This window comes from Pseudomonas sp. CFBP 8758 (assembly GCF_014841725.1).
GTDB lineage: Bacteria > Pseudomonadota > Gammaproteobacteria > Pseudomonadales > Pseudomonadaceae > Aquipseudomonas > Aquipseudomonas baltica.
The window spans coordinates 84,532-105,117 of sequence record NZ_JACYUK010000004.1 but is presented as its reverse complement, the minus strand read 5'-3'; the positions used below and the strand labels follow the sequence as shown (position 1 = coordinate 105,117).

General features: G+C 63.7%; 16 protein-coding genes. 13 read left to right on the top strand and 3 right to left on the bottom strand.

The features are described from left to right. Window positions 1–101 precede the first annotated feature (101 nt). Both IFT75_RS09810 and IFT75_RS09805 read left to right on the top strand, forming a co-directional pair. Window positions 102–3,701, top strand: coding sequence for an ATP-binding protein (locus IFT75_RS09810; RefSeq protein WP_244652741.1), 3,600 nt, complete (start codon window positions 102–104; stop codon window positions 3,699–3,701). A 105-nt stretch (window positions 3,702–3,806) separates the two neighbouring features. Further along, window positions 3,807–4,274 (top strand): response regulator, encoded by a 468-nt coding sequence (locus IFT75_RS09805; RefSeq protein ID WP_163007386.1) that lies wholly within the window; start codon window positions 3,807–3,809, stop codon window positions 4,272–4,274. 40 nt (window positions 4,275–4,314) lie between these two features. On the opposite strand, the gene IFT75_RS09800 is transcribed toward IFT75_RS09805, so the two are convergent. Next, window positions 4,315–4,953, bottom strand: coding sequence for a response regulator (locus IFT75_RS09800; RefSeq protein WP_244647082.1), 639 nt, complete (start codon window positions 4,951–4,953; stop codon window positions 4,315–4,317). A 275-nt stretch (window positions 4,954–5,228) separates the two neighbouring features. Between IFT75_RS09800 and IFT75_RS09795 the strand changes: the two genes are divergently transcribed. Beyond that, window positions 5,229–5,519: a DUF3509 domain-containing protein gene (locus IFT75_RS09795; protein ID WP_122475077.1), complete on the top strand. Its 291-nt coding sequence runs from the start codon at window positions 5,229–5,231 to the stop codon at window positions 5,517–5,519. Between the two features lie 36 nt (window positions 5,520–5,555). On the opposite strand, the gene IFT75_RS09790 is transcribed toward IFT75_RS09795, so the two are convergent. Then, window positions 5,556–6,467 carry a TIGR02285 family protein gene (locus tag IFT75_RS09790; RefSeq protein WP_244652740.1) on the bottom strand — a complete coding sequence of 304 codons (912 nt, stop codon included), beginning with the start codon at window positions 6,465–6,467 and terminating at the stop codon, window positions 5,556–5,558. Window positions 6,468–6,647: 180 nt separating this feature from the next. Between IFT75_RS09790 and IFT75_RS09785 the strand changes: the two genes are divergently transcribed. The 3 genes from IFT75_RS09785 (at window position 6,648) to IFT75_RS09775 (ending at window position 10,201) form a co-directional block, all read left to right on the top strand. Then, window positions 6,648–7,187 carry a YaeQ family protein gene (locus IFT75_RS09785; RefSeq protein WP_122475075.1) on the top strand — a complete coding sequence of 180 codons (540 nt, stop codon included), beginning with the start codon at window positions 6,648–6,650 and terminating at the stop codon, window positions 7,185–7,187. 57 nt (window positions 7,188–7,244) lie between these two features. Next, entirely contained in the window at window positions 7,245–8,954 is a 1,710-nt protein-coding gene (gene recJ / locus IFT75_RS09780; protein ID WP_192054610.1) for a single-stranded-DNA-specific exonuclease RecJ, read from the top strand. A gap of 140 nt (window positions 8,955–9,094) precedes the next feature. Further along, a complete protein-coding gene (locus IFT75_RS09775) occupies window positions 9,095–10,201 on the top strand; it encodes an NADH:flavin oxidoreductase/NADH oxidase (RefSeq protein ID WP_192054608.1) in 1,107 nt (368 codons plus the stop codon). A 77-nt stretch (window positions 10,202–10,278) separates the two neighbouring features. On the opposite strand, the gene IFT75_RS09770 is transcribed toward IFT75_RS09775, so the two are convergent. Beyond that, the gene (locus IFT75_RS09770; protein ID WP_122475070.1) at window positions 10,279–11,892 is read right to left on the bottom strand and encodes a glucan biosynthesis protein D; all 1,614 of its coding nucleotides are present in this window, start codon (window positions 11,890–11,892) and stop codon (window positions 10,279–10,281) included. Window positions 11,893–12,195: 303 nt separating this feature from the next. Between IFT75_RS09770 and IFT75_RS09765 the strand changes: the two genes are divergently transcribed. From IFT75_RS09765 to cheB, 7 genes are all read left to right on the top strand, one after another. Next, a complete protein-coding gene (locus tag IFT75_RS09765; protein ID WP_185795064.1) occupies window positions 12,196–12,948 on the top strand; it encodes a tellurite resistance TerB family protein in 753 nt (250 codons plus the stop codon). 205 nt (window positions 12,949–13,153) lie between these two features. After that, window positions 13,154–14,776 (top strand): methyl-accepting chemotaxis protein, encoded by a 1,623-nt coding sequence (locus IFT75_RS09760; RefSeq protein ID WP_122475688.1) that lies wholly within the window; start codon window positions 13,154–13,156, stop codon window positions 14,774–14,776. Then, the gene (locus tag IFT75_RS09755; RefSeq protein WP_192054606.1) at window positions 14,776–15,291 is read left to right on the top strand and encodes a chemotaxis protein CheW; all 516 of its coding nucleotides are present in this window, start codon (window positions 14,776–14,778) and stop codon (window positions 15,289–15,291) included. The genes IFT75_RS09760 and IFT75_RS09755 overlap by 1 nt, the downstream gene beginning before the upstream one ends. Before the next feature lie 16 nt (window positions 15,292–15,307). Then, a complete protein-coding gene (locus IFT75_RS09750) occupies window positions 15,308–16,576 on the top strand; it encodes a CheR family methyltransferase (protein WP_192054926.1) in 1,269 nt (422 codons plus the stop codon). Then, a complete protein-coding gene (locus IFT75_RS09745; RefSeq protein WP_122795255.1) occupies window positions 16,573–17,250 on the top strand; it encodes a chemotaxis protein CheW in 678 nt (225 codons plus the stop codon). Before IFT75_RS09750 ends, IFT75_RS09745 begins: the two co-directional genes overlap by 4 nt. Further along, complete coding sequence (locus IFT75_RS09740) at window positions 17,247–19,571, top strand: hybrid sensor histidine kinase/response regulator (RefSeq protein WP_192054604.1); 2,325 nt, start codon at window positions 17,247–17,249, stop codon at window positions 19,569–19,571. The genes IFT75_RS09745 and IFT75_RS09740 overlap by 4 nt, the downstream gene beginning before the upstream one ends. Next, a complete protein-coding gene (gene cheB / locus IFT75_RS09735) occupies window positions 19,568–20,578 on the top strand; it encodes a chemotaxis response regulator protein-glutamate methylesterase (protein ID WP_192054601.1) in 1,011 nt (336 codons plus the stop codon). Before IFT75_RS09740 ends, cheB begins: the two co-directional genes overlap by 4 nt. The last annotated feature ends 8 nt before the right edge of the window (window positions 20,579–20,586 follow it).

Here is a 20,586-nt window from a genome sequence, read left to right as displayed (position 1 = left end):
ACACATAAAGCCCGCCCGATGCGGGCTTTATGCTTTTTACAGTGCCAAGCTTATGCAACTTTTTCCTGGGCCCCTTTGGCCCGCAGGCAAGGATGCATGGCATGAAACCCACACTGACCTCGTTTCTCACGCTCGCAGGGGTGACGGCGTGGATGGCGGGGTTGTTCATGGCGGTTGCCATCCTTTCGCCCGGCCTGGCGTTCGCTGCCCAAAGCCTGCCCTTCGCCTTGGTTGCACCGTTCGCGCAGCTTTCTCCACTGCCCCTTTCCAGCACCGAACAGCAGTGGCTGCAACGCCACGGCACGCTCAGAGTGGGTGTTTCCCTGGCCGATCACGAACCCATCGACATCACCAGCGATCGCAACCGCTATCAAGGTGTGAGTGCCGACTACCTGAGCCTGATCGGCAGCCGCCTGGGGGTCGATCTGCGGGTGTTGGGGTTTGCCCAGCGCAGCGAGGCGGTGCAGGCGCTCAAGGATGGCGAAATCGATCTGCTGACCAGCGCCAATGCCTTCGAACAGGCCATCGACGGCCTGGCCTTTTCCAAGGAGTACATGCCTGACCGCGGCGTCATCGTACGGCGCGCGGGCAGCAAGCACAGCAGCGGCCTGGCCGGGGAGAAGGTCGCGCTGGTGGATGGCTATGCCGACGATGCCACGGTGCAACGCGTGTATCCCGACAGCCGCATCGTGGTCGCACCCAGCCTGAGCAGTGGCCTGCAGGCGCTGCACCAGGGCGATGTCGACGCCATGATCAGCAACGAGGTGATCGTGCGCGCCTACAACGCACTGCGACCCTACCTGGCTCTGGATATCGTCGGCCCCAGCGGTCTGCCACCGGTGGGTTACACCATCGCCAGTCGCCACGCCGATCCGATATTGGGGCAAATGGTCGAGCGGGCCCTGGCCAGCCTCGACGATGGTTTGCGCCGCGAGATCCTGACCCGCTGGACCACCGGGCTGGGGTCGGAAATCGGCCACCATCGGGTACCGCTGGAGCCTGCCGAACAAGCCTGGATCGCCCGGCACCGCCAGGTGCGGGTGGTCGCGACGCAGTATCCTCCCTACCTGTACCGGGACCGCCAGGGAAACTGGGTAGGGCTCAACAGTGAAGTGCTGGCAACGCTGTCGCACATGACGGGACTGCAGTTCGTCTACCTGCCTTCCAACTCGATGGCCCAGAGCCTGGAAATGCTGAAGCTTGGCAAGGCCGATATGAATACCACTCTCTCGGAAACGCCGGACCGCAAGGCCTTCCTGAGTTTCAGCCATTCGTTCGGTGGCCAGGGCTGGGTGTTCATCGTGCGCGCCGAGGACCTGCCCATCGGTCATCTGGACGAGCTGGCCGGCAAGGTCCTGGCGATTCCGGCCGAGCACGCCCTGGAAAGCGCGATCCGCAGCCAGTACCCGCACATCAAGCTGCGCCTGGTCAGCACCTACGACAAGGCACGCGAGATGGTGGCGAGCGGCGAAGCGGATGCCACCATCGACAGTGAAGTCGGCGCCTATCGTGCGGTCGGCCGTTATCCGCCCGGCGTGCTCAAGGTCGGACGCAACGTCGACGGCGAATGGTCGCCCGACCGTTTTGCCATTCGTGCCTCGGAACCCGAGCTCACGTCCATCATCAACAAGGCGCTGGAGGCCTATCCGGTCGCGGAACTGCGTGCAGCGCGCCTGAAGTGGCTGGGGGCGGTAGTGCCTCCGGAGCCCATGTGGCAACGCATTGCCACATGGGTCTATTGGCTGCTGGCAGCAGCGCTGGTGCTGGGCGCGGTGTCGCTGTTGTGGAGTGGTCGACTCAAGGCGCAGATTCGTCAGCGGCTCAAGGCCGAGCAGGCACTCAATGATCAGCTGGCATTCCAGCACGCGCTGCTCGATGGCATTCCCGGGCCCATCTATGTCCGCGACCTGCAGGCGCGACTGTTGTCCTGCAACAAGAGTTACGAGCAGAGCTTTGCCACCCGTCTGCAGGACATCAAGGGTCGTACATTGCTGGAAGTCGCCGTGGTCAATGCCGACGAAGCGCAGCAGATGCACCGTGACTACCTCAGGCTGCTGGACGATCAGCAGCCGGTGTCGACCGATCGGCAGATCCAGATGCGCGGCCGCAAGGTTCACGCCTGGCAATGGATCGTGCCGTTCTATAACGCCGAGGGGCAGTTGCAGGGCCTGCTCGGTGGTTGGATCGACATTTCCGAACGCAAGCGCCTGGAAGACCAACTGGTCGAAGCGCGGCACATTGCCGAACAGGCCAACCAGGCCAAAAGCGCTTTTCTGGCGACCATGAGCCATGAGATCCGTACGCCCATGGCAGCCATCATCGGTCTGCTCGAGCTCGAGCGTGAACGCCGCAAGCGTGACGACCAGCCAGTGTCGCAGGCGCTGGAAGTGGCCTGGCGTTCGGCGCGGGACCTCATCGCCCTGATCGGCGACAGCCTGGACCTGGCGAAGATCGAATCGGGCAGCATGTTGCTGGCCGAGCAGGTAACCGAAGTGAGGCCGTTCTTCGAGGGCATGCTCAGCCTGTTCTCGGCCCAGGCCCAGCGTAAGGGCGTAGCGCTGCACCTCGATATTGCGCCGGGCGTGGCCAGCGCGTTCTGGTTCGATCCGCTGCGATTGCGGCAAGTGGTGCACAATTTGCTCGGCAACGCCTTGAAGTTCACCCGCCAGGGCAGCGTGAGCCTGGAGGTCGCGGCGCAGCCACTCAGTTCAGGCCAGTGGCACATGACCATTACCGTCAGCGACACAGGTGCGGGCATCACGCCCGCTCAACAGGCCAGGCTGTTCAGGCCGTTCGTCCAGGGTAACGTGGATGTGCAACAGGAATCGGTCGGCACCGGCCTGGGCCTGAGCATCTGCAAGCAGCTGGTCCAGCTGATGGGTGGCACGATCAGCCTGCACAGCACCGAAGGCGAGGGGACACGGGTGGAAGTGCAGATCGAGGTGCGGCATCAGGCTGAACAGGACGCGATGCCGACCGTGCACGCTCGGCCCGACAGCGCTGCACTGGACATACTGGTCGTGGACGATCTGTCGGCTAACCGGATGGTACTGACCCAGCAGTTGCAGTTCCTCGGGCACCGGGTGCAGGACGCCAGCGACGGTGTGAGTGCGCTGGCGGCCTGGCAGGCCGGGCATTTCGATCTGGTGCTGACCGACTGCAATATGCCGGGCATGAACGGCCATGCCTTGTGCAAAGCCATCCGCCTGCAGGAGGCCGCGTCCGCCGCGCCTCCGGTCAGGCTCATCGGTTGCACCGCCAATGCCATGCAGGACGAGCGGTTGCGCTGCGCCGAAGCGGGCATGGACGAACTGCTGGTCAAGCCGATAGCGTTGGACAAGCTGGCGCAGATCATCGCCGACATGCAGCAAGGCCCGGCATTCTCCATGCAGGCGCTGCATCACCTGACCCAGGCGGATAACGCGGTCATCAGGCGAATGCTCGATGAGCTCTCGCGCAACCTTGAGGCTGAAAGCCAGACGTTGGCAGAAAGCGTCGAGACGCTCGATCGTGTGCGGCTGCACGAAGTGCTTCATCGGCTCCACGGCATCGCTTGTTTGATCGATGCCGCACCTCTGGCACGCGTGCTGGCCAAGGTGAACGCATGCTGCCGGTCGGGCAGCGATGAACAGTTGACCGTTCACGCTGCTGAGCTGAATCGCGAGATCGCCAGGCTGGCAACGGCGATAGCACGCTGCTAGGAAAATTCTCGGAAACTTTCGGACTTGTCCTATCCCAAGTGCGCCGCTTGCCCTTTAGAGTGCCCGTCAATGCGCAGCTCGATGCGCTCACTCGAGGTTTCATTCATGCGTTCGCTCAGAGTTCTGGTGCTTGAAGACATTCCGTACCAGCTGATCGCCATGCATCAGGTGCTCAATGCGTGTGGCGTGTTCGATGTCCTGACCGCGCAAAGTTTCAACGCGGCATGCCTTTCGCTGGAGAAGCGCCAGGGCGTCGACATTGTCATCTGCGAAATGACCGTGGCCGGCCTGGACATGGGCGAGCTGATCGGCCATCTGGCCGCAACCGGGTTGGCACGGGCGCTGGTCATCTACAGCAATGGGTCACAGCCGGTGGAACCGTTCACGGCATTGGCGCGGCAGCATCGGCTACCGCTGCTGGGCGTACTGCACACACCGGTGTCGGCCGCAGCAGTGCATGGCCTGTTGCAGGATTACCAGCGAAGCATGAGCGCACGGGCCTTGTTGCCCCTGCCGGAAGTGCACGAAATCAGTCACTTCGAGGGCGCCTGGTCTTTGCCTTTGCGTCCTTAGAACGGCCCGCCTACCCTGCGCACATCTGCCGCGGCCAGGTTCATTTCAGCCCGTGAGCCTGCAGGTAGATATACAGCGCAGCATCGTTGCCGATGCCCAGCTTGCGCATGGCGCTCACTTTCTGTGCACTGATCGTCTGCTTGCTGCGGTTGAGCTGCGCGGCGATTTCGTTGACCGAGAGCCCCTGCGCCAGCAGTCGCGTTATCTCGAGCTCGCGAGGTGACAGGTCGACATGGCCGGTGATCCGTCTTGCGGGGGTATCGCTGGGCAGTGCCAGGATGCTCTTCACCGATTGCGCCACGTAGGGTTTGTTGCGCTTGAGGCTGGCAATCGCCGTAGGGAGTTCATTAACCAGGCTGGCCTTGCCCAGCAAACCAGCTACCCCCAGGTTGAGGATCGAACGCAACAGACCTGGGTTGGTCAGCATGGTCACCACCAGCACGGGCAGCTTTGGCCAATGCCGGCGAACGTAGGCGATCAGCCGCAGGCCATCGCCCTGTTCCGTGGAGGGCATCATGAAGTCGGTGATCAACAGGCCACATTCGGTTTCGCCCAGGCAGCGTGTCAGCTCCTCCGGCGAGGAAGCTTCGGCCACCACGCGCAAACCGGGGTCTCGTTCCAGTACGGCGCGCAGGCCAACGCGAAAGATCGGATGGTCATCGGCCAGCACGATCCGCAGCGGGGCGATCAGTGGGTCGGTCAAGGCAGGCTCCGGTGACGGGCAAATCAGGCGATGAATTCTGGCACACCTGTGGTCCATTCCTGATCTGTTTTGTAGTCCATTTCTAAGCATGCAGGCGCCAAATCTAATAATCAGAAATGTCCTACATTCGCGCTGTCATATTCTATCGGCAACCTCGGTAATAGTCTGACACGGCTTGCTCAGAACTTTTTTCGCAGGGCAGGGGTCAGTGTCATGCACCTTAAGAATTCGAACAGACGAGTGGTGATGCGATGAAGAATATCAGCCTGTTGCTCAATGAAGCCCTGACGCCGTATCGCGTGACGCTCGAAGGGCAGGATAGCCTTGGCAATTGCCAGGTCGTGGTGATGAGCGCGGCTGGGAGCGTGGTGACCAAGCGTTTGGTCAACCGCAGTCAGTTCGAGGATCTGCGTTCGTTTACCGACGTGGTCGATGGTCTGCACCGCGATCTTCTGGTGGCAGAAGGGCGGCTGGAGCCGTCGATGATCGCGGCGCTGCGCAATGTTTCGCAAAATGCCGCTTTCAGCCACGCGCTGGTCTGACATTCATCGATGGATGGCGGCCTGGGTAATCCTCACTCAGCGCTGACTGCTCATGGCCTCTTTGCGCTGGGCATCGAACAGCGCAGTGGTTTCCCGCAAGTACGCCTGCCGTTCGGCGGGCGTCAGCCATTGGGCGTAGAAATCTGCCAACTGACCGTTCCTGAGTTCCAGCAACACCGAATTCAGTGCTGTCAGTACGCGCCGGCTTGCAGGGCTGTCGGAGCAGCCGACATGAATGAACTGCGAGCGCGCTGAGCCCTCGATGGGGACTTGCACCAACTGTTCCGGATCCAGACCTTCCTGACGTGCCTGGTAGCGCGCTTCGTGCCAGTAGCCGAGCAGCGCCTTGATCCGGCCGAGTCTTTCCATGCGCAGCAGGCTGCCCATGGCGTCGTTGCCATGATGGGCCAGAAGCTGATAGCTGTCGGTGTCGGCGAGAATCCGGTCCACCACAGGGCCATAGCTGCGCTCGGCAATGATGCCCAGAGCCAGGGTTCTGCTGCGTAGAAGCGCGCCCAGGTCGACCTTGCCGTCTTGCATGAACTCGGCAATCAGCGGCAGGTCGCCGCGCTGCATGATCAGCACATTGCTCAGCACATTCATGCTGGGCACGGAATAAAGAATGCTGCGCGCCCGCTGTGCGGTCCAGAGCAGCGCAGGGTCGCAGTTGAGGCCGGGTTCGCCAAGCATCTGCGAGGCACGCGCCCGATTGACCCTGAGGACATTGTGGTCGTACTCGGGCAAGGCTGCGCGCAACAACGGCAGGGCCAGGTCGACGGCGCCCAGGTTGCGCGCCGGGCCGCTGGCGATGGTCAGCGGCGCCAGGTCGCGCAGCAGCCATGTAATGGTCTCGCGACCATGGGCGAGCGGTGAAGTGAGCAGGCACGAGCACACCGCCAGTGCCAGGAGAAGGCTGCTGGGCGGCAGAGTTCTGGAACACGAGTCCATGGCATTCCTTGCGCGGGGTGTGGGGCGTGGGTGTCCGTTTTTGAAACACTGCGCCATCTTTACCACACCCGGACCCATGATCAAAACGTGCCGCAGGGTCGCACTGCCCCGTGGTGGTCGTTGATCGGGCCCGCATCGGGTAGACTGTCGGCCTTTTCCTGTCCCCAAGAAGCCTGCCTAATGGCCCAGCCGTCGACCACCTACAAATTCGAACTCAACCTCACCGATCTTGACCGCAGCGTTTACCAGACCGTCAAGCAGACCATCGCGCGTCACCCCTCGGAAACCGAAGAGCGGATGACTGTGCGCTTGCTTGCCTACGCGCTGTGGTACAACGAGCAGGTGTCTTTCGGCCGTGGTCTGTCGGATGTCGACGAGGCTGCCTTGTGGGAAAAGAGCCTGGACGGCCGGATCCTGCATTGGATCGAAGTTGGCCTGCCCGATGCCGATCGCCTGACCTGGTGTTCGCGGCGTACCGAACGCACCAGCCTGTTGGCCTACGGCAGTTTGCGCGTATGGCAGACCAAGGTGGTCGATGCGGTGAAGAACCTGAAGAACGTCAACATCGCCGCGGTGCCTCAGGAGGTGCTCGAGACCCTGGCCAAGGACATGCCGCGGGTCATCAAGTGGGACGTCATGATCAGCGAGGGCACGGTGTTCGTCACCGATGACCGCGGTCAGCACGAAGTTCAGCTCGAGTGGCTGCTGGGCGAGCGCTAGGCCGCCCAGGTTTCAACCTTCTTCCTTTGTCTTGCAGTGAGAACCGCCCCAGGCCCCATGCGCATCGAACCCCGTCAGTTGCCCCCGACCCTGCCTTTCCTCGGCGACATGCCGCCCTTGCTGAATCGTCTTTATGCGGCACGTGGCGTGTCGAGCGCAGAGGAGCTGGACAAGAGCCTGGCGCGCCTGATTCCCTTTCAGCGGCTCAAGGGCATCGAGGCCGCCGTCGAGCTGCTGGTGACGGCGATCGACCAGCGCCAGCGCATCCTGATCGTCGGCGATTTCGATGCCGACGGTGCCACGGCAAGCGCGGTCGGTGTGCTCGGTCTGCGCCTGCTGGGCGCCGCTCACGTCGACTACCTGGTGCCCAACCGCTTCGAGTATGGCTATGGCCTGACCCCGGAAATCGTCGCAGTCGCCCTGCAGCGCGAGCCGCAATTGCTGGTTACGGTCGACAACGGCATTTCCAGCGTCGAAGGTGTGGCTGCGGCCAAGGCTGCCGGGCTGCAGGTGCTGGTCACCGATCACCACTTGCCGGGGCACGAGTTGCCGGCTGCAGATGCCATCGTCAACCCCAACCAGCCAGGCTGCGAGTTCCCCAGCAAGAATCTGGCGGGCGTCGGGGTGATTTTCTACGTGCTGATGGCACTGCGGGCGCGGCTGCGCCAGCTGGGCCGCTATGCACAGGTGCCGCAGCCCAATATCGGCGAGCTGCTGGACCTTGTGGCACTGGGCAGCGTGGCGGACGTCGTGCCGCTGGACGCCAACAACCGCATCTTGGTGCACCAGGGCCTGGAGCGCATTCGTGCGGGCCGTGCGCGACCAGGCATCACGGCAATCCTTGAAGTGGCACGCCGTGAGCATGCGCGTATCACCTCGACCGACCTGGGGTTCATTCTCGGGCCGCGACTCAACGCAGCTGGCCGCCTGGACGATATGAGTCTGGGCATCGAGTGCCTGCTGAGCACCGATCTGCCCAGCGCCCAGACCATCGCGGCGCAGCTCGATGGCTTGAATCAGGACCGCAAGTCGATCGAGCAAGGCATGCAGCGTGAGGCCCTGGCTCAGCTCAAGGACCTGGCGCTGGAGTCGATGCCGTTTGGCTTGTGCCTGTTCGATGCGCAATGGCATCAGGGTGTGATCGGCATCCTCGCTTCGCGTCTCAAGGAGCGCTACCACCGTCCAACGATTGCCTTCGCCGACGCCGGTGACGGGCTGCTCAAAGGCTCGGCACGCTCGGTCCAGGGCTTCCATATCCGTGACGCGCTGGACGCGGTGGCGGCCAGGCATCCGCAATTGATCAGCAAGTTCGGTGGGCATGCGATGGCCGCCGGGCTGACCCTGCCGCAGGAGAATTTCCCGGCGTTCTGCGAGGCATTCGACGCGCAGGTGCGCACCCAGCTGTGCGAGGAAGACCTGACCGGACGCCTGCTGTCGGACGGTACCCTGGGCGTCGAGGAATTCCATCTGGAGCTGGCGCGCGCCCTGCGCAATGCCGGCCCGTGGGGGCAACATTTCCCGGAGCCGATGTTCCATGGGGTGTTCCAGTTGGTGGAGCAGCGGGTGGTTGGCGAGCGACACCTGAAGGTGACGCTCAAGACCGAGTGCGGCAGCGTCAGCCTGGACGGCATCGCTTTCGGCGTCGACCGCGAGGTGTGGCCCGATCCATCGGTACGCTGGGTGCAGTTGGCCTACAAGCTGGATCTCAACGAGTTCCGCGGGCGGGAAACGGTGCAGTTGCTGATTACCCACATCGAGCCGCGCTGAGCCGTACGACCCTGCTCGGCCGCGGAACCACGCTCGCGGCTCGGTTGTCGACTAGTCTTCGAGAACGAGACAGGCACGTCCGCAGCCGTGTTCGAGCGGACGCTTCTCGTCCCATCTGAAACTGCCAACCGAGGTGCCCGATGAGCATGTTGCTCGAACCCTATACCCTGCGCCAGTTGACCCTGCGCAACCGCATCGCCGTATCGCCGATGTGCCAGTACTCCAGTGTCGATGGCCTGGCCAACGACTGGCACCTGGTGCACCTGGGCAGTCGCGCCAGTGGCGGTGCCGGTCTGGTCTTCACCGAGGCCACCGCAGTGACGGCAGAGGGTCGCATCACGCCTGAAGACCTGGGCCTGTGGAACGACGAGCAGATCGAACCGCTGCAGCGCATCACCCGCTTCATTACCTCGCAAGGCGCGGTGCCGGCCATCCAACTGGCCCACGCCGGGCGCAAGGCCAGCACTTGGCGGCCTTGGCTGGGCAAGCATGGCAGCGTGCCTGTCAATGAGGGCGGCTGGGTGCCGGTGGGCCCGTCGCGTATCGCCTTCGACCCGCAGCACACCGCGCCGACCGCACTGGATGAAGCAGCCATCAAGGACATCATCCAGGCGTTCGTCGACGCGACCCGTCGCGCGCTGACCGCCAATTTCAAGGTGGTCGAGGTGCATGCGGCGCACGGCTATCTGCTGCACCAGTTCCTGTCGCCGATCAGTAACCAGCGCCAGGACAGTTACGGCGGCAGCTTTGAAAATCGCATCCGTCTGACTCTGGAAGTCACCCAGGCGATTCGCGATATCTGGCCTGAAGAATTGCCCGTGTTCGTGCGTGTGTCGGCCACCGACTGGGTCGAAGACGGCTGGAACCCGGACGAGACCGTCGAGCTGGCCAAGCGCCTGAAAGCGCTGGGTGTGGATCTGATCGACGTGTCGTCGGGCGGTACCTCGGCCAATGCCGAGATCCCGACCGGGCCTGGTTATCAGACGCGCTTTGCCGAGCGAGTCCGCAAAGAGGCGGATCTTGCCACGGGCACCGTCGGGATGATCACCGACCCGGCGCAGGCCGAACACATCCTGCGCACTGGCCAGGCCGACGTCATCCTGCTGGCGCGTGAGCTGTTGCGTGATCCGTACTGGCCGCTGCACGCCGACGAAGACCTGGGTGGTCGTCTGGCCACATGGCCCGCCCAGTACCAGCGCGCCACCCATCGCGACCAGCCGATTGTGGAATCGGACCTTCGCGACTGAGTGGCGCTGCGGCGTTTCGGTGATGTCATCCTCGCCCGCAAAAAGGGCGGGCGAGGATGCTGGCTGAGGTCAGCGCATCACACGTACTTGCGTTTCTCCGCCGCGGGCGGCAGGTACTGATAGAGCCAGGTTTCGCTGAGGGTGCGCCCCTGGGTCTTGATGAACAGGCGCATGTCCACCGGATCGACGCTGTCGCTGGTCGGGTACCAGTCGAACAGCACGCGGAAGCCCTTGATGTCGGGCAGCTCGAGTACCTGAACGTCCTGCACCTTGCCGCCCGAAGCCGTGATGATGGGCTCGATCGGCGTTTTCAGCGATTCAAGCCCGCCGCCGGCGAAGTCCACGGCAAAACGCCGCGCCCAGACATTCGGATAGTGTTCACCCGGTGCCCAGCCTTCAGTGAAACCGCCCATCCCAGAGCGCGTCGCCGCGACGCGGGCCAGCGGTGTACCGATCGGCGCCAAGGCGCTCCAGTACAGTTTGTAACCGAAATTAAGGGCATCGCCGGCCTTGACCGGTGACTTGGGTGTCCAGAAGGCAACTATGTTGTCCATGGTTTCACCGGTGGTCGGCAGTTCCACCAGGTCGATGGAGCCTTCGCCCCAGGCGGTGGTGGGCTCGACCCACAGGCTGGGGCGCTTGTGGTACCAATCGACCGTGTCCTGGTAGTTGCTGAAGTCGTGGTCGGTCTGGATCAGGCCGAATCCTTTTGGATCGACATCGGCGAAGGCGTTGAAGCGCACCCGGTCCGGGTTGTTCAACGGCCGGCAGATCCATTCGCCGTTGCCGCGCCACATGGCCAGCCGGTCGGAGTCGTGGATTTGCGGGTGAATGGTGTCGCACATGCGCCGCTCGTGGTTGCCGCAGCTGAACATGCTGGTCATCGGCGCCACGCCCAGTTGCTCGATGTCCTGGCGCGCATGGATGTGCGCGTCGATGTCCATCACCACGCGCTCGGCCTGGCAGTCAATGTCGAAACGGTAGGCGCCGGTGGCACTGGGCGAGTCGAGCAGGGCGTAGACCACGAAGCGGGTACTGTCCTTGCCAGGCGTCTCGAACCAGAACTTGGTGAAATCGGGGAATTCTTCCTGCTTCTTGGCATAGGTGTCGATCGCCAGGCCGCGCGCGGACAGACCGTACTGCCCGGTGGCATCGACGGCGCGGAAGTAGCTGGCGCCGAGGAAGGACACCACGTCATGGCGGTCGAGCTTGGGTGCCTTGAACAGCTTGAAGCCGGCAAAGCCCAGGTCGCCCTTGAGCTGCGAGGTATCCACCGTGGTGTTCTTGTAGTCGAACAGCGGCGGATGGAAATGCACTTCACGCGCTTGTTTGCGCCCGGCGTCGACGCTGTACATGCGCACCGGCGTGCGGAACCCCATGCCCACATGGAAGAACTGCACGTCCAGTTGGCCCTTGAGGTCATTCCACAGCGAATGATTGGCGTCGTAGGCAATTGCATTGAATTGCTGGGGGGTCATGTTTGCCAGGGTCGGCGGCAAGGTCTGCTTGTTGCTGACATAAGCCTGCGCGGCGAGACTCTTGGCCTGGGCCTTGAGCATGTCGAAAGTGAACGGTTCGGCTTCGCCGTCGGCGGTGGCGGCCAGGGCCTGGGCAGCGAACAATCCGGTGCCGGACAGTCCGGTATAGGCCGCGAGGGCCATCGACGCTTTCAGAAGGTGCCTGCGGTGCATAGATAACCTGTTCTGAATCAACCTCGGTCGCTCCAAGCGACCGGCGAGGCTCAAGTAGGAAGGTTTGGGCCTGCCTTGTCCAAACGCAGAGAACTGTACACAGATACCGTAATGACCGATGTGTTCGCAAACTCCTGTAAAAATTTTTTCCCGTGCACTTTGTATCGACAGCGAGATCGGTGGTCGAGGCGCAGTGTTGAGAGCAAACATTTGCGCAACATCCCGAAGCAAATCACCGTTCGAGCCAGGCAACGGAATGCCCTTACTCTCGTCAAACGTATCTCCCATTGACGAGACCAAAAAATGAACACGCGTGGCTTGCTCGACCAGTTGTTCAAATCCGGCCAGGAACTGCTCAAGAACAAGGGCGGCGGTTCTTCCCCCCTGGGTGGTGCCGGTAGCACCGGTGGTGTTGCCGGCGCGCTCGGCGGCCTGCTCTCGGGCAAGGGCGGTGCTGGCGGCGCGCTGGGTGGCCTGCTGTCCGGCGGCAAGGGCGCACTGACCGGCGGCGCCATGGGCTTGCTGCTCGGCAACAAGAGCGCGCGCAAGTACGGTGGCAAGGCCTTGGCCTACGGCGGGTTGGCGGCACTGGGCGTGATTGCCTACAAGGCCTACGGCAATTGGCAGGCCCAGCAGCAGAACGCCCCTCGAGGCGAACCGCAGACGGTCGACCGAGTGCCACCCCAGCAGGTAGAGGAACACAGCCAGGCTATCCTCAAGGCGCTGGTGGCAGCAGCCAAGTCCGATGGCCACGTGGATGATCGCGAGCGCGAGCTCATCGAAGGCGAATTCACCCGCCTGGATTCGGACAACGAACTGCAGCAGTGGCTGCACGCCGAACTGAACAAGCCGCTGGACCCGGCAGACGTGGCGCGGGCAGCCAAGACTCCGGAGATCGCTGCCGAAATGTACATTGCCAGCGTCATGATGGTGGATCAGGAACACTTCATGGAGCGCGCCTATCTGGACGAGCTGGCCAAGCAGTTGGCCCTCGACCCTGCGCTCAAGCTCGAACTGGAGAAGCAGGTGCGTCAGGCCGAAGTCGAAGCCGTCTGACCCCGGAGGTCAGGTCCGAAGGCTGACGCCGCCACTCATCTGCCGGAACTTACGTTGGTCGGCAATAGTGGCGCATTGATCTGCCAGTAACTGGCAATACCCTCGCGGATGAAGGAAAGTCAGGTACCAGCGCGAAATCGTCTGAGGTAGGGCTATACTCAGGCGATTTTTCGTTTGTAGCTGCAGGAATTTTCGAGGGTTGACTGTGAAGAACTGGTCCTTGCGCCACCGCATTCTGGCGAGTTTCGCCGTTGTCATTGCAATCATGCTGTTGATGGTCGTGGTCTCCTATTCACGTCTGCAGACCATCGAGACGAACGAAACCAAGGTACGCACCGACAGCGTTCCGGGCGTGGTCTTCAGTTCCATGATCCGCAGCGCCTGGGTAGACAGCTACGTGTACACCCAACAACTGGTGGGCTTGAGCTATCAGCGCGAGTTGCTCACGGCCGACGTGGACCAGTACAAGAGCTTCGCCGAGCGCCTGACCCAGCAGATGGCCAATTACCGCAGCACCGTCCAGGACAGCGACGACCAGGCGGCCTTCGAAGAATTCGCGCGGATGCGCGTGACCTATGAAAAGACCTTGGCCGATGTGCTGGAGGCCTATCGACTGCGCAAGTTCAGTGAAGCCCAGCAGATGGCCATCGATGACCTCACGCCCGCCTGGGTGGCAGGTCGCAAGCAACTCAATACTCTGATCGACCGCAATCGTGAAGCGGCCGAGAAGGCCACCAGCGCCATTGACGCTTCGGTCGCGGCGGCCAAGGTCAGCCTGGTGATTTCCCTGCTGGTGGCAATCATTGTTGCCGGTATCTGCGGGCTCTGGCTGCTGCGCACCATCATGGCGCCCATGCAGAAGATCGTGCGGATTCTCGAAGTGATGCGCACCGGTGACCTGAGCACGCGCCTGAGCCTGGCGCGCAAGGACGAGTTCAACGAGGTCGAACTGGGCTTCAACGACATGATGACCGAGCTCACCGCGCTGGTCGCCCAGGCGCAACGCTCCTCGGTGCAGGTCACCACCTCGGTGACCGAAATCGCGGCCACCTCCAAGCAGCAACAGGCCACGGCGACCGAGACTGCCGCGACCACCACCGAGATCGGCGCGACCTCCCGGGAAATCGCTGCCACGTCCCGTGATCTGGTGCGAACCATGGGTGAAGTCACCTCGGCGGCCGATCAGGCTTCCTCCCTGGCCGGCTCCGGCCAGCAGGGTCTGGCGCGCATGGAAGAAACCATGCACCAGGTGATGGGTGCCGCCGAATTGGTCAACGCCAAGCTGGCAATCCTCAACGAGAAGGCCGGCAACATCAATCAGGTAGTCGTGACCATCGTCAAGGTCGCCGACCAGACCAACCTGCTGTCGCTCAACGCGGCCATCGAAGCCGAGAAGGCCGGTGAATATGGTCGCGGTTTCGCCGTGGTCGCCACCGAAGTGCGCCGCCTCGCCGACCAGACCGCCGTGGCCACCTACGACATCGAGCAGATGGTACGAGAGATCCAGTCGGCAGTGTCGGCCGGCGTCATGGGCATGGACAAGTTTTCCGAAGAAGTGCGCCGCGGCATGTTCGAGGTACAACAGGTCGGCGATCAGCTGTCGCAGATCATTGGCCAGGTCCAGGCCTTGGCGCCGCGCGTGCTCATGGTCAACGAAGGCATGCAGGCCCAGGCGACCGGTGCCGAACAGATCAACCACGCCCTGTCGCAGTTGGGCGATGCCAGCAGCCAGACGGTCGAATCCTTGCGTCAGGCCAGCTTTGCCATCGACGAGCTCAGCCAGGTCGCTACCGGCCTGCGCGGCGGCGTCTCGCGCTTCAAAGTCTGATGAACGCATTGCCGGGCACATCGCGCAGCAAGTTGTTCCTGTTGTTTCGCATTGCGCAGGAACGCTTCGCCCTGGATGCGCTGGAAGTCGCAGAGGTGCTGCCGCTGCTGCCGCTCAAGCCGGTCGCGCATGCCCCGGCCTGGGTGGCCGGTGTGTTCGCCCATCGTGGCCGGGTGGTGCCGGTGCTGGACGTCAGCGCGCTGAGCTTCGGCGTGGCTGCCGTGCGGCGCACCAGCACGCGTCTGGTGCTGGTGCACTATCCGCACGAGCAGGCCGGCCCCGAGGCGCGCCTGGGGCTGATCGTCGAACACGCCAGCGAAACCCTTCGCTGTGACCCCAACGGTTTCAAACCCATGGGAGTGCATAACCGTGCCACGCCCTATCTGGGGCCGGTGCTCGAAGACAGCCAGGGGCTGTTGCAGTGGTTGCGGGTACAGGATCTGCTCGAACCGTCGGTGCGCGACTTGCTTTTCGCACCGCAGTTGGCGGCCTCCGTATTGGGTGAAACAGGGTGATGGGTGATGCATCGTGATGGGTGAAGAGCAGCGCTTCGTACGTTTTCTGCGTGAGCGCATCGGTTTGGACGTGGCCTCGGTAGGCCCGGCGCTGATCGAGCGCGCGGTCGCGCAGCGCAGCCAGGCTGCGCATGTCCGCGACCTGGATGCCTACTGGAAGCTGCTGCAGGGTTCGGCGGCCGAACAGCAGGCGCTGATCGAGGCGGTGATCGTCCCGGAAACCTGGTTCATGCGTTATCCCGAGTCCTTTGCCGCGCTGTGCAAGGTCGCCAAGGCGCGGCTCGCCGAACGGCCTGGCGTGGCGTTGCGCATCCTCAGCCTGCCGTGTTCCACTGGCGAGGAGCCGTACTCGATCGCCATGGCCTTGCTCGACGCCGGGCTGGCGCCGCAGCAATTCAGTGTGGACGGCGTGGACATCAGCCCCCTTTCGGTGGCCCGGGCAACGCGAGGGATCTATGGCCGCAATTCGTTTCGCGGCGCACCACTGACCTTTCGCGACCGCCATTTCGTGCCTGCGGACGAGGGGTATCTGCTCGACGCTCAGGTTCGGGCCCAGGTTCGCTTGCAGGTCGGTAACATTCTCGATCCGTTGCTGCTGGGCGGTGAATCGCCCTATGACTTCGTGTTCTGCCGCAACCTGCTCATCTATTTCGACCTGCCGACCCAGCAGCAGGTGTTCGAAGTGCTGAAGAAATTCACCCGTGAAGACGGCGCGTTGTTCATCGGTCCTGCCGAAGGCAGCCTGCTGGCACGGTTGGGCATGCGTCCGATCGGTATTGCCCAGTCCTTCGCGTTCGTCCGCGATCGCCACGTCGCACCAACGCTCACGCCGCTGCCCCCGGCAACGGCGCGCCTGCAGATGCCGATCAAGTTGTTGCCCGAGCCGGGCAGGTTGCCCGTGCGAACGCGAACCCGTGCGCTGCCGGTGGCGAATGCCGCCGAGGCAGTGGCAAGCGATGGCGCCGGTCTGCTCGCGCAGATCGCCCGCTTGGCCAACGAAGGCAAGAGTGCCGAGGCGCAGGCCGCGTGCGACGCGTTCCTGCGCAGCCACGGTCCCGACCCCCAGGTGTTCTACTGGCTGGGCTTGCTCAGTGATGTCGGCGGCCAGGTGCTGCAGGCGCAGGGTTATTACCGCAAGGCGCTGTACCTCGACCCGCAGCACGCCGAGGCCCTGGCCCACCTGGCCATGCTGCTCACCGCCCAGGGCGACATTGCCGGGGCGCGGCGACTGCAGGAGCGCGCCGCACGCAACGACCGCCCGCATGTCCAGGAGCATAAGCGATGACCGCCCTGGACCTGATCGACAGCGACGCCCAGCAGATCGACGACTGCTGGAACCGTATTGGCATTCATGGCGACAAATCCTGCCCGTTGCTCGCCGAGCATATCCACTGCCGCAATTGCGCGGTGTACGCCTCGGCGGCCGTGCGCCTGCTGGACCGCTACGCGCTGGACCGCCAGCACGCGCCGATGCACTACAGCGAAACCCTGGGCCGGGTCGAAAGCAGGTCGCTGGTGCTGTTTCGCCTGGGCGATGAGTGGCTGGCGCTGGCCACCCGCTGCCTGGTCGAAGTGGCGCCGGTGCAGGCAGTGCATTCGCTGCCGCACCAGCGTTCGCGCGCCTTGCGCGGGGTCGCCAACGTGCGCGGCGCACTGGTGCCATGCCTGGCGTTGGAGGAACTGCTGGGCATCGACACCCAGCACGTCGCACCGGCCGCTTCGGCGCGCGTCATGCCACGCATGCTGATCATCGCCATAGACGGCGGCTCGGTGGTGGTACCGGTGGAAGAGGTGGATGGCATTCATCGGATCGACCTGGTCGAGCTCGAACAGGCGTCTACCGCCACCACCCAGGCGGGCGCCCGTTTCACTCAAGGAGTTCTGCCGTTTCGCCAGCGCAGTGTGCGCCTGCTCGATGACAAGGCGCTGCTGATCGCCATGAACCGGAGCCTGACATGACCCCGGAACAGATGCGCGACGCCTCGTTGCTGGAGCTGTTCAGCCTGGAAGCCGAGGCCCAGACCCAGGTGCTCAATGCCGGGCTGCTGGCCCTGGAACGCAATCCGACCCAGGCCGATCAACTGGAAGCGTGCATGCGCGCGGCCCACTCGCTCAAGGGTGCGGCACGCATCGTCGGCCTGGATGCCGGGGTGCGTGTGGCTCACGTGATGGAAGACTGCCTGGTCGCGGCGCAGGAGCGGCGTGTCTACCTGATGCCCGAACACATCGATGCGCTGCTGTTGGGCACCGACCTGCTGATGCGCGTCGGCACGCCCGGCCCTGGCGCACCGGGTACCCTCGATATCGATGCCTACGAGGCGCAGATGGCCGCAGTGATGGACCCGTTGGCGGCCGCGGCGGCGCAGGTACAGGTCAGCGTGCCCGTATCGGCCGTCCTGCTCGCGCCTGCCGAGCCGCCCATGGAGGTCGCGCCCGAGCCGCCTCGGGACATCGATCCGTCGCAAGCGATGCCGGGCCAGGACGACTCGGCCGCCGAACTACCTGCCAGCCGGGCGCGCCGGGTCAGCGATACCGGCGAGCGCGTGCTGCGGGTCACGGCGGAACGCCTGAACAGCCTGCTGGACCTGTCGAGCAAGTCGCTGGTCGAAACCCAGCGCCTCAAGCCCTATCTGCTGACCATGCAGCGCCTCAAGCGCATGCAGGCGCAAAGCATCCGCGCGCTTGGCGGGCTTGGCGAACAATTGCAGCTCGAGGGCCACAGCGCAGAGGTACGCGACGCCCTGGCGCAGGCGCAGTCGCTGCTGGATCAGACCCAGCAGATGCTGCTGCAGCAGACCGCCGAACTGGACGATTTCGGCTGGCAGGCCAGCCAGCGCGCGCAGTTGCTGTACGACACGGCGCTGGCCTGCCGCATGCGCCCATTCGCCGACATGCTCGGTGGTCAGGAACGCATGGTCCGCGACCTCGGTCGTTCATTGGGCAAGCAGGTGCGCCTGGATATCGAAGGCGAGAAGACCCAAGTCGATCGCGACGTGCTGGAAAAGCTCGAAGCGCCCCTGACCCACCTGCTGCGCAACGCCGTCGACCACGGCATCGAAACCGCCGAGCAGCGATTGCTGGCCGGCAAGCCCGCCGAAGGTCGCGTGGTGCTGCGCGCTTCGCACCAGGCGGGCTTGCTGGTGGTGGAGCTGAGCGACGACGGGGCGGGTGTCGACCTTGCCGCGCTGCGCCGCAGTATCGTCCAGCGCGGTTTGTCGGCCGCCGATACGGTGGAGCAGCTCAGTGAAGAAGAGCTGCTGAGCTTTCTGTTCCTGCCCGGCTTCAGCATGCGCGACACGGTAACCGAGGTCTCGGGCCGCGGCGTTGGCCTGGATGCGGTATTGCACCTGATTCGCCAGCTGCGCGGCTCGGTCGAACTGATTCAAGTGCCAGGGCAGGGCAGTCGCTTCCATATCGAGGTGCCGCTGACCCTGTCGGTGGTGCGCAGCCTGGCAGTGGAAGTGGGGGGCGAGGCCTATGCGTTTCCGCTGGCCCACATCGAACACACCATGGACCTGCCGGCCGAAGACATCATCCAGCTCGAGGGGCGCCAGCACTTCTGGTTCCAGAACCGCCATGTGGGGCTGGTTGCCGCCAGCCAGCTGCTGCAGAGGCCGGCCAGCCAGGGCGACGAAGCGAGCCTCAAGGTGGTGGTGATTCGCGACCGTGAAGCGATCTACGGCGTGGCCGTGGAACGCTTCATCGGCGAGCGTACGCTGGTGGTGCTGCCGCTGGACGCCCGCTTGGGCAAGGTCCAGGATATTTCCGCCGGTGCCTTGCTCGACAATGGTTCGGTGGTGCTGATCATCGACGTTGAAGACATGTTCCGCTCGGTGGAAAAGCTGCTCAATACCGGCCGCCTGGAGCGTATCGACAAGCGCAGCCAACAGGCCGAATCGGCTCGCAAGCGGGTACTGGTGGTGGATGATTCGCTCACCGTCCGCGAGCTGCAGCGCAAGCTGCTCAGCCATCGTGGCTATGACGTTGCGGTGGCCGTCGACGGCATGGATGGCTGGAACGCGTTGCGCAGCGAGGACTTCGACCTGCTGATCACCGACATCGACATGCCGCGCATGGACGGTATCGAATTGGTGACCCTGCTGCGCCGCGACACCCGCCTGCAATCGCTGCCGGTCATGGTGGTGTCCTACAAGGACCGGGAAGAGGACCGCCGCCGCGGCCTCGACGCCGGGGCCGATTATTATCTGGCCAAGGCCAGTTTCCACGACGATGCCTTGCTCGATGCGGTGGTTGAGTTGATCGGAGGAGCGCGGGGATGAGGATCGCCATCGTCAATGACATGCCCATGGCCGTGGAGGCGCTGCGTCGCGCGATCGCCTTCGAACCGTCCCATGACGTGGTATGGGTGGCCGCCAACGGTCGTGAGGCGGTCGAGCGCTGTCAGGCCGTGACTCCGGACCTGATCCTCATGGACCTGATCATGCCGGTCATGGACGGCGTGGAAGCCACCCGGCAGATCATGGCCAATACGCCCTGCGCCATCGTCATCGTCACCGTCGACCGCCAGCAGAACGTCCACCGCGTATTCGAGGCCATGGGCCATGGCGCCCTGGATGTGGTCGACACCCCTACACTGGGGGTGGGCGACGCTCGCGAAGCCGCAGCGCCGCTGTTGCGCAAGATCTTCAATATCGGCTGGCTGGTGGGCCAGCGCAGCCCGGCGGTGCGCAGCGAGTTGCCGCTGCCGCGCTCGGCCGGCGTGCGGCAGAAACTGGTGGCCATCGGTTCGTCGGCCGGCGGCCCGGCCGCGCTGGAAATCCTGCTCAAGGGGCTGCCACGCGATTACCCGGCGGCGATCGTGCTGGTCCAGCACGTGGACCAGGTGTTCGCCGCCGGAATGGCCGAGTGGCTGAGCAGCGCAGCCGGCTTGCCGGTGCGTCTGGCCCGCGACGGAGAAATGCCGTTGGCTGGCACTGTGCTACTGGCAGGCACCAATCATCATATTCGTCTGCTGAAAAATGGTACCTTAACCTACACGGCAGAACCGGTGGACGAGATCTACCGGCCCTCCATAGATGTTTTTTTCCGAAGCGTGGCGCAATTCTGGAATGGCGATGCAGTGGGCGTACTGCTCACCGGCATGGGCCGCGACGGCGCACAGGGCTTGAAGTCGATGCGTCAACGCGGCTTCCTGACCATCGCGCAGGACCAGCAGAGCAGCGCTGTCTACGGAATGCCCAAAGCGGCGGCGGCCATTGACGCAGCTGTTGAAATTCGTCCGCTGGAGCGGATCGCACCCCGACTGATGGACGTATTTTCACGATGAACTCGAGC

Coding starts and splice junctions, on each gene's coding strand:
- IFT75_RS09810 (WP_244652741.1), top strand. CDS start 102: ATGAAACCCACACTGACCTCGTTTCTCACGCTCGCAGGGGTGACGGCG.
- IFT75_RS09805 (WP_163007386.1), top strand. CDS start 3,807: ATGCGTTCGCTCAGAGTTCTGGTGCTTGAAGACATTCCGTACCAGCTG.
- IFT75_RS09795 (WP_122475077.1), top strand. CDS start 5,229: ATGAAGAATATCAGCCTGTTGCTCAATGAAGCCCTGACGCCGTATCGC.
- IFT75_RS09790 (WP_244652740.1), bottom strand. CDS start 6,467: ATGGACTCGTGTTCCAGAACTCTGCCGCCCAGCAGCCTTCTCCTGGCA.
- IFT75_RS09785 (WP_122475075.1), top strand. CDS start 6,648: ATGGCCCAGCCGTCGACCACCTACAAATTCGAACTCAACCTCACCGAT.
- recJ (WP_192054610.1), top strand. CDS start 7,245: ATGCGCATCGAACCCCGTCAGTTGCCCCCGACCCTGCCTTTCCTCGGC.
- IFT75_RS09775 (WP_192054608.1), top strand. CDS start 9,095: ATGAGCATGTTGCTCGAACCCTATACCCTGCGCCAGTTGACCCTGCGC.
- IFT75_RS09770 (WP_122475070.1), bottom strand. CDS start 11,892: ATGCACCGCAGGCACCTTCTGAAAGCGTCGATGGCCCTCGCGGCCTAT.
- IFT75_RS09765 (WP_185795064.1), top strand. CDS start 12,196: ATGAACACGCGTGGCTTGCTCGACCAGTTGTTCAAATCCGGCCAGGAA.
- IFT75_RS09755 (WP_192054606.1), top strand. CDS start 14,776: ATGAACGCATTGCCGGGCACATCGCGCAGCAAGTTGTTCCTGTTGTTT.
- IFT75_RS09750 (WP_192054926.1), top strand. CDS start 15,308: ATGGGTGAAGAGCAGCGCTTCGTACGTTTTCTGCGTGAGCGCATCGGT.
- IFT75_RS09745 (WP_122795255.1), top strand. CDS start 16,573: ATGACCGCCCTGGACCTGATCGACAGCGACGCCCAGCAGATCGACGAC.
- IFT75_RS09740 (WP_192054604.1), top strand. CDS start 17,247: ATGACCCCGGAACAGATGCGCGACGCCTCGTTGCTGGAGCTGTTCAGC.
- cheB (WP_192054601.1), top strand. CDS start 19,568: ATGAGGATCGCCATCGTCAATGACATGCCCATGGCCGTGGAGGCGCTG.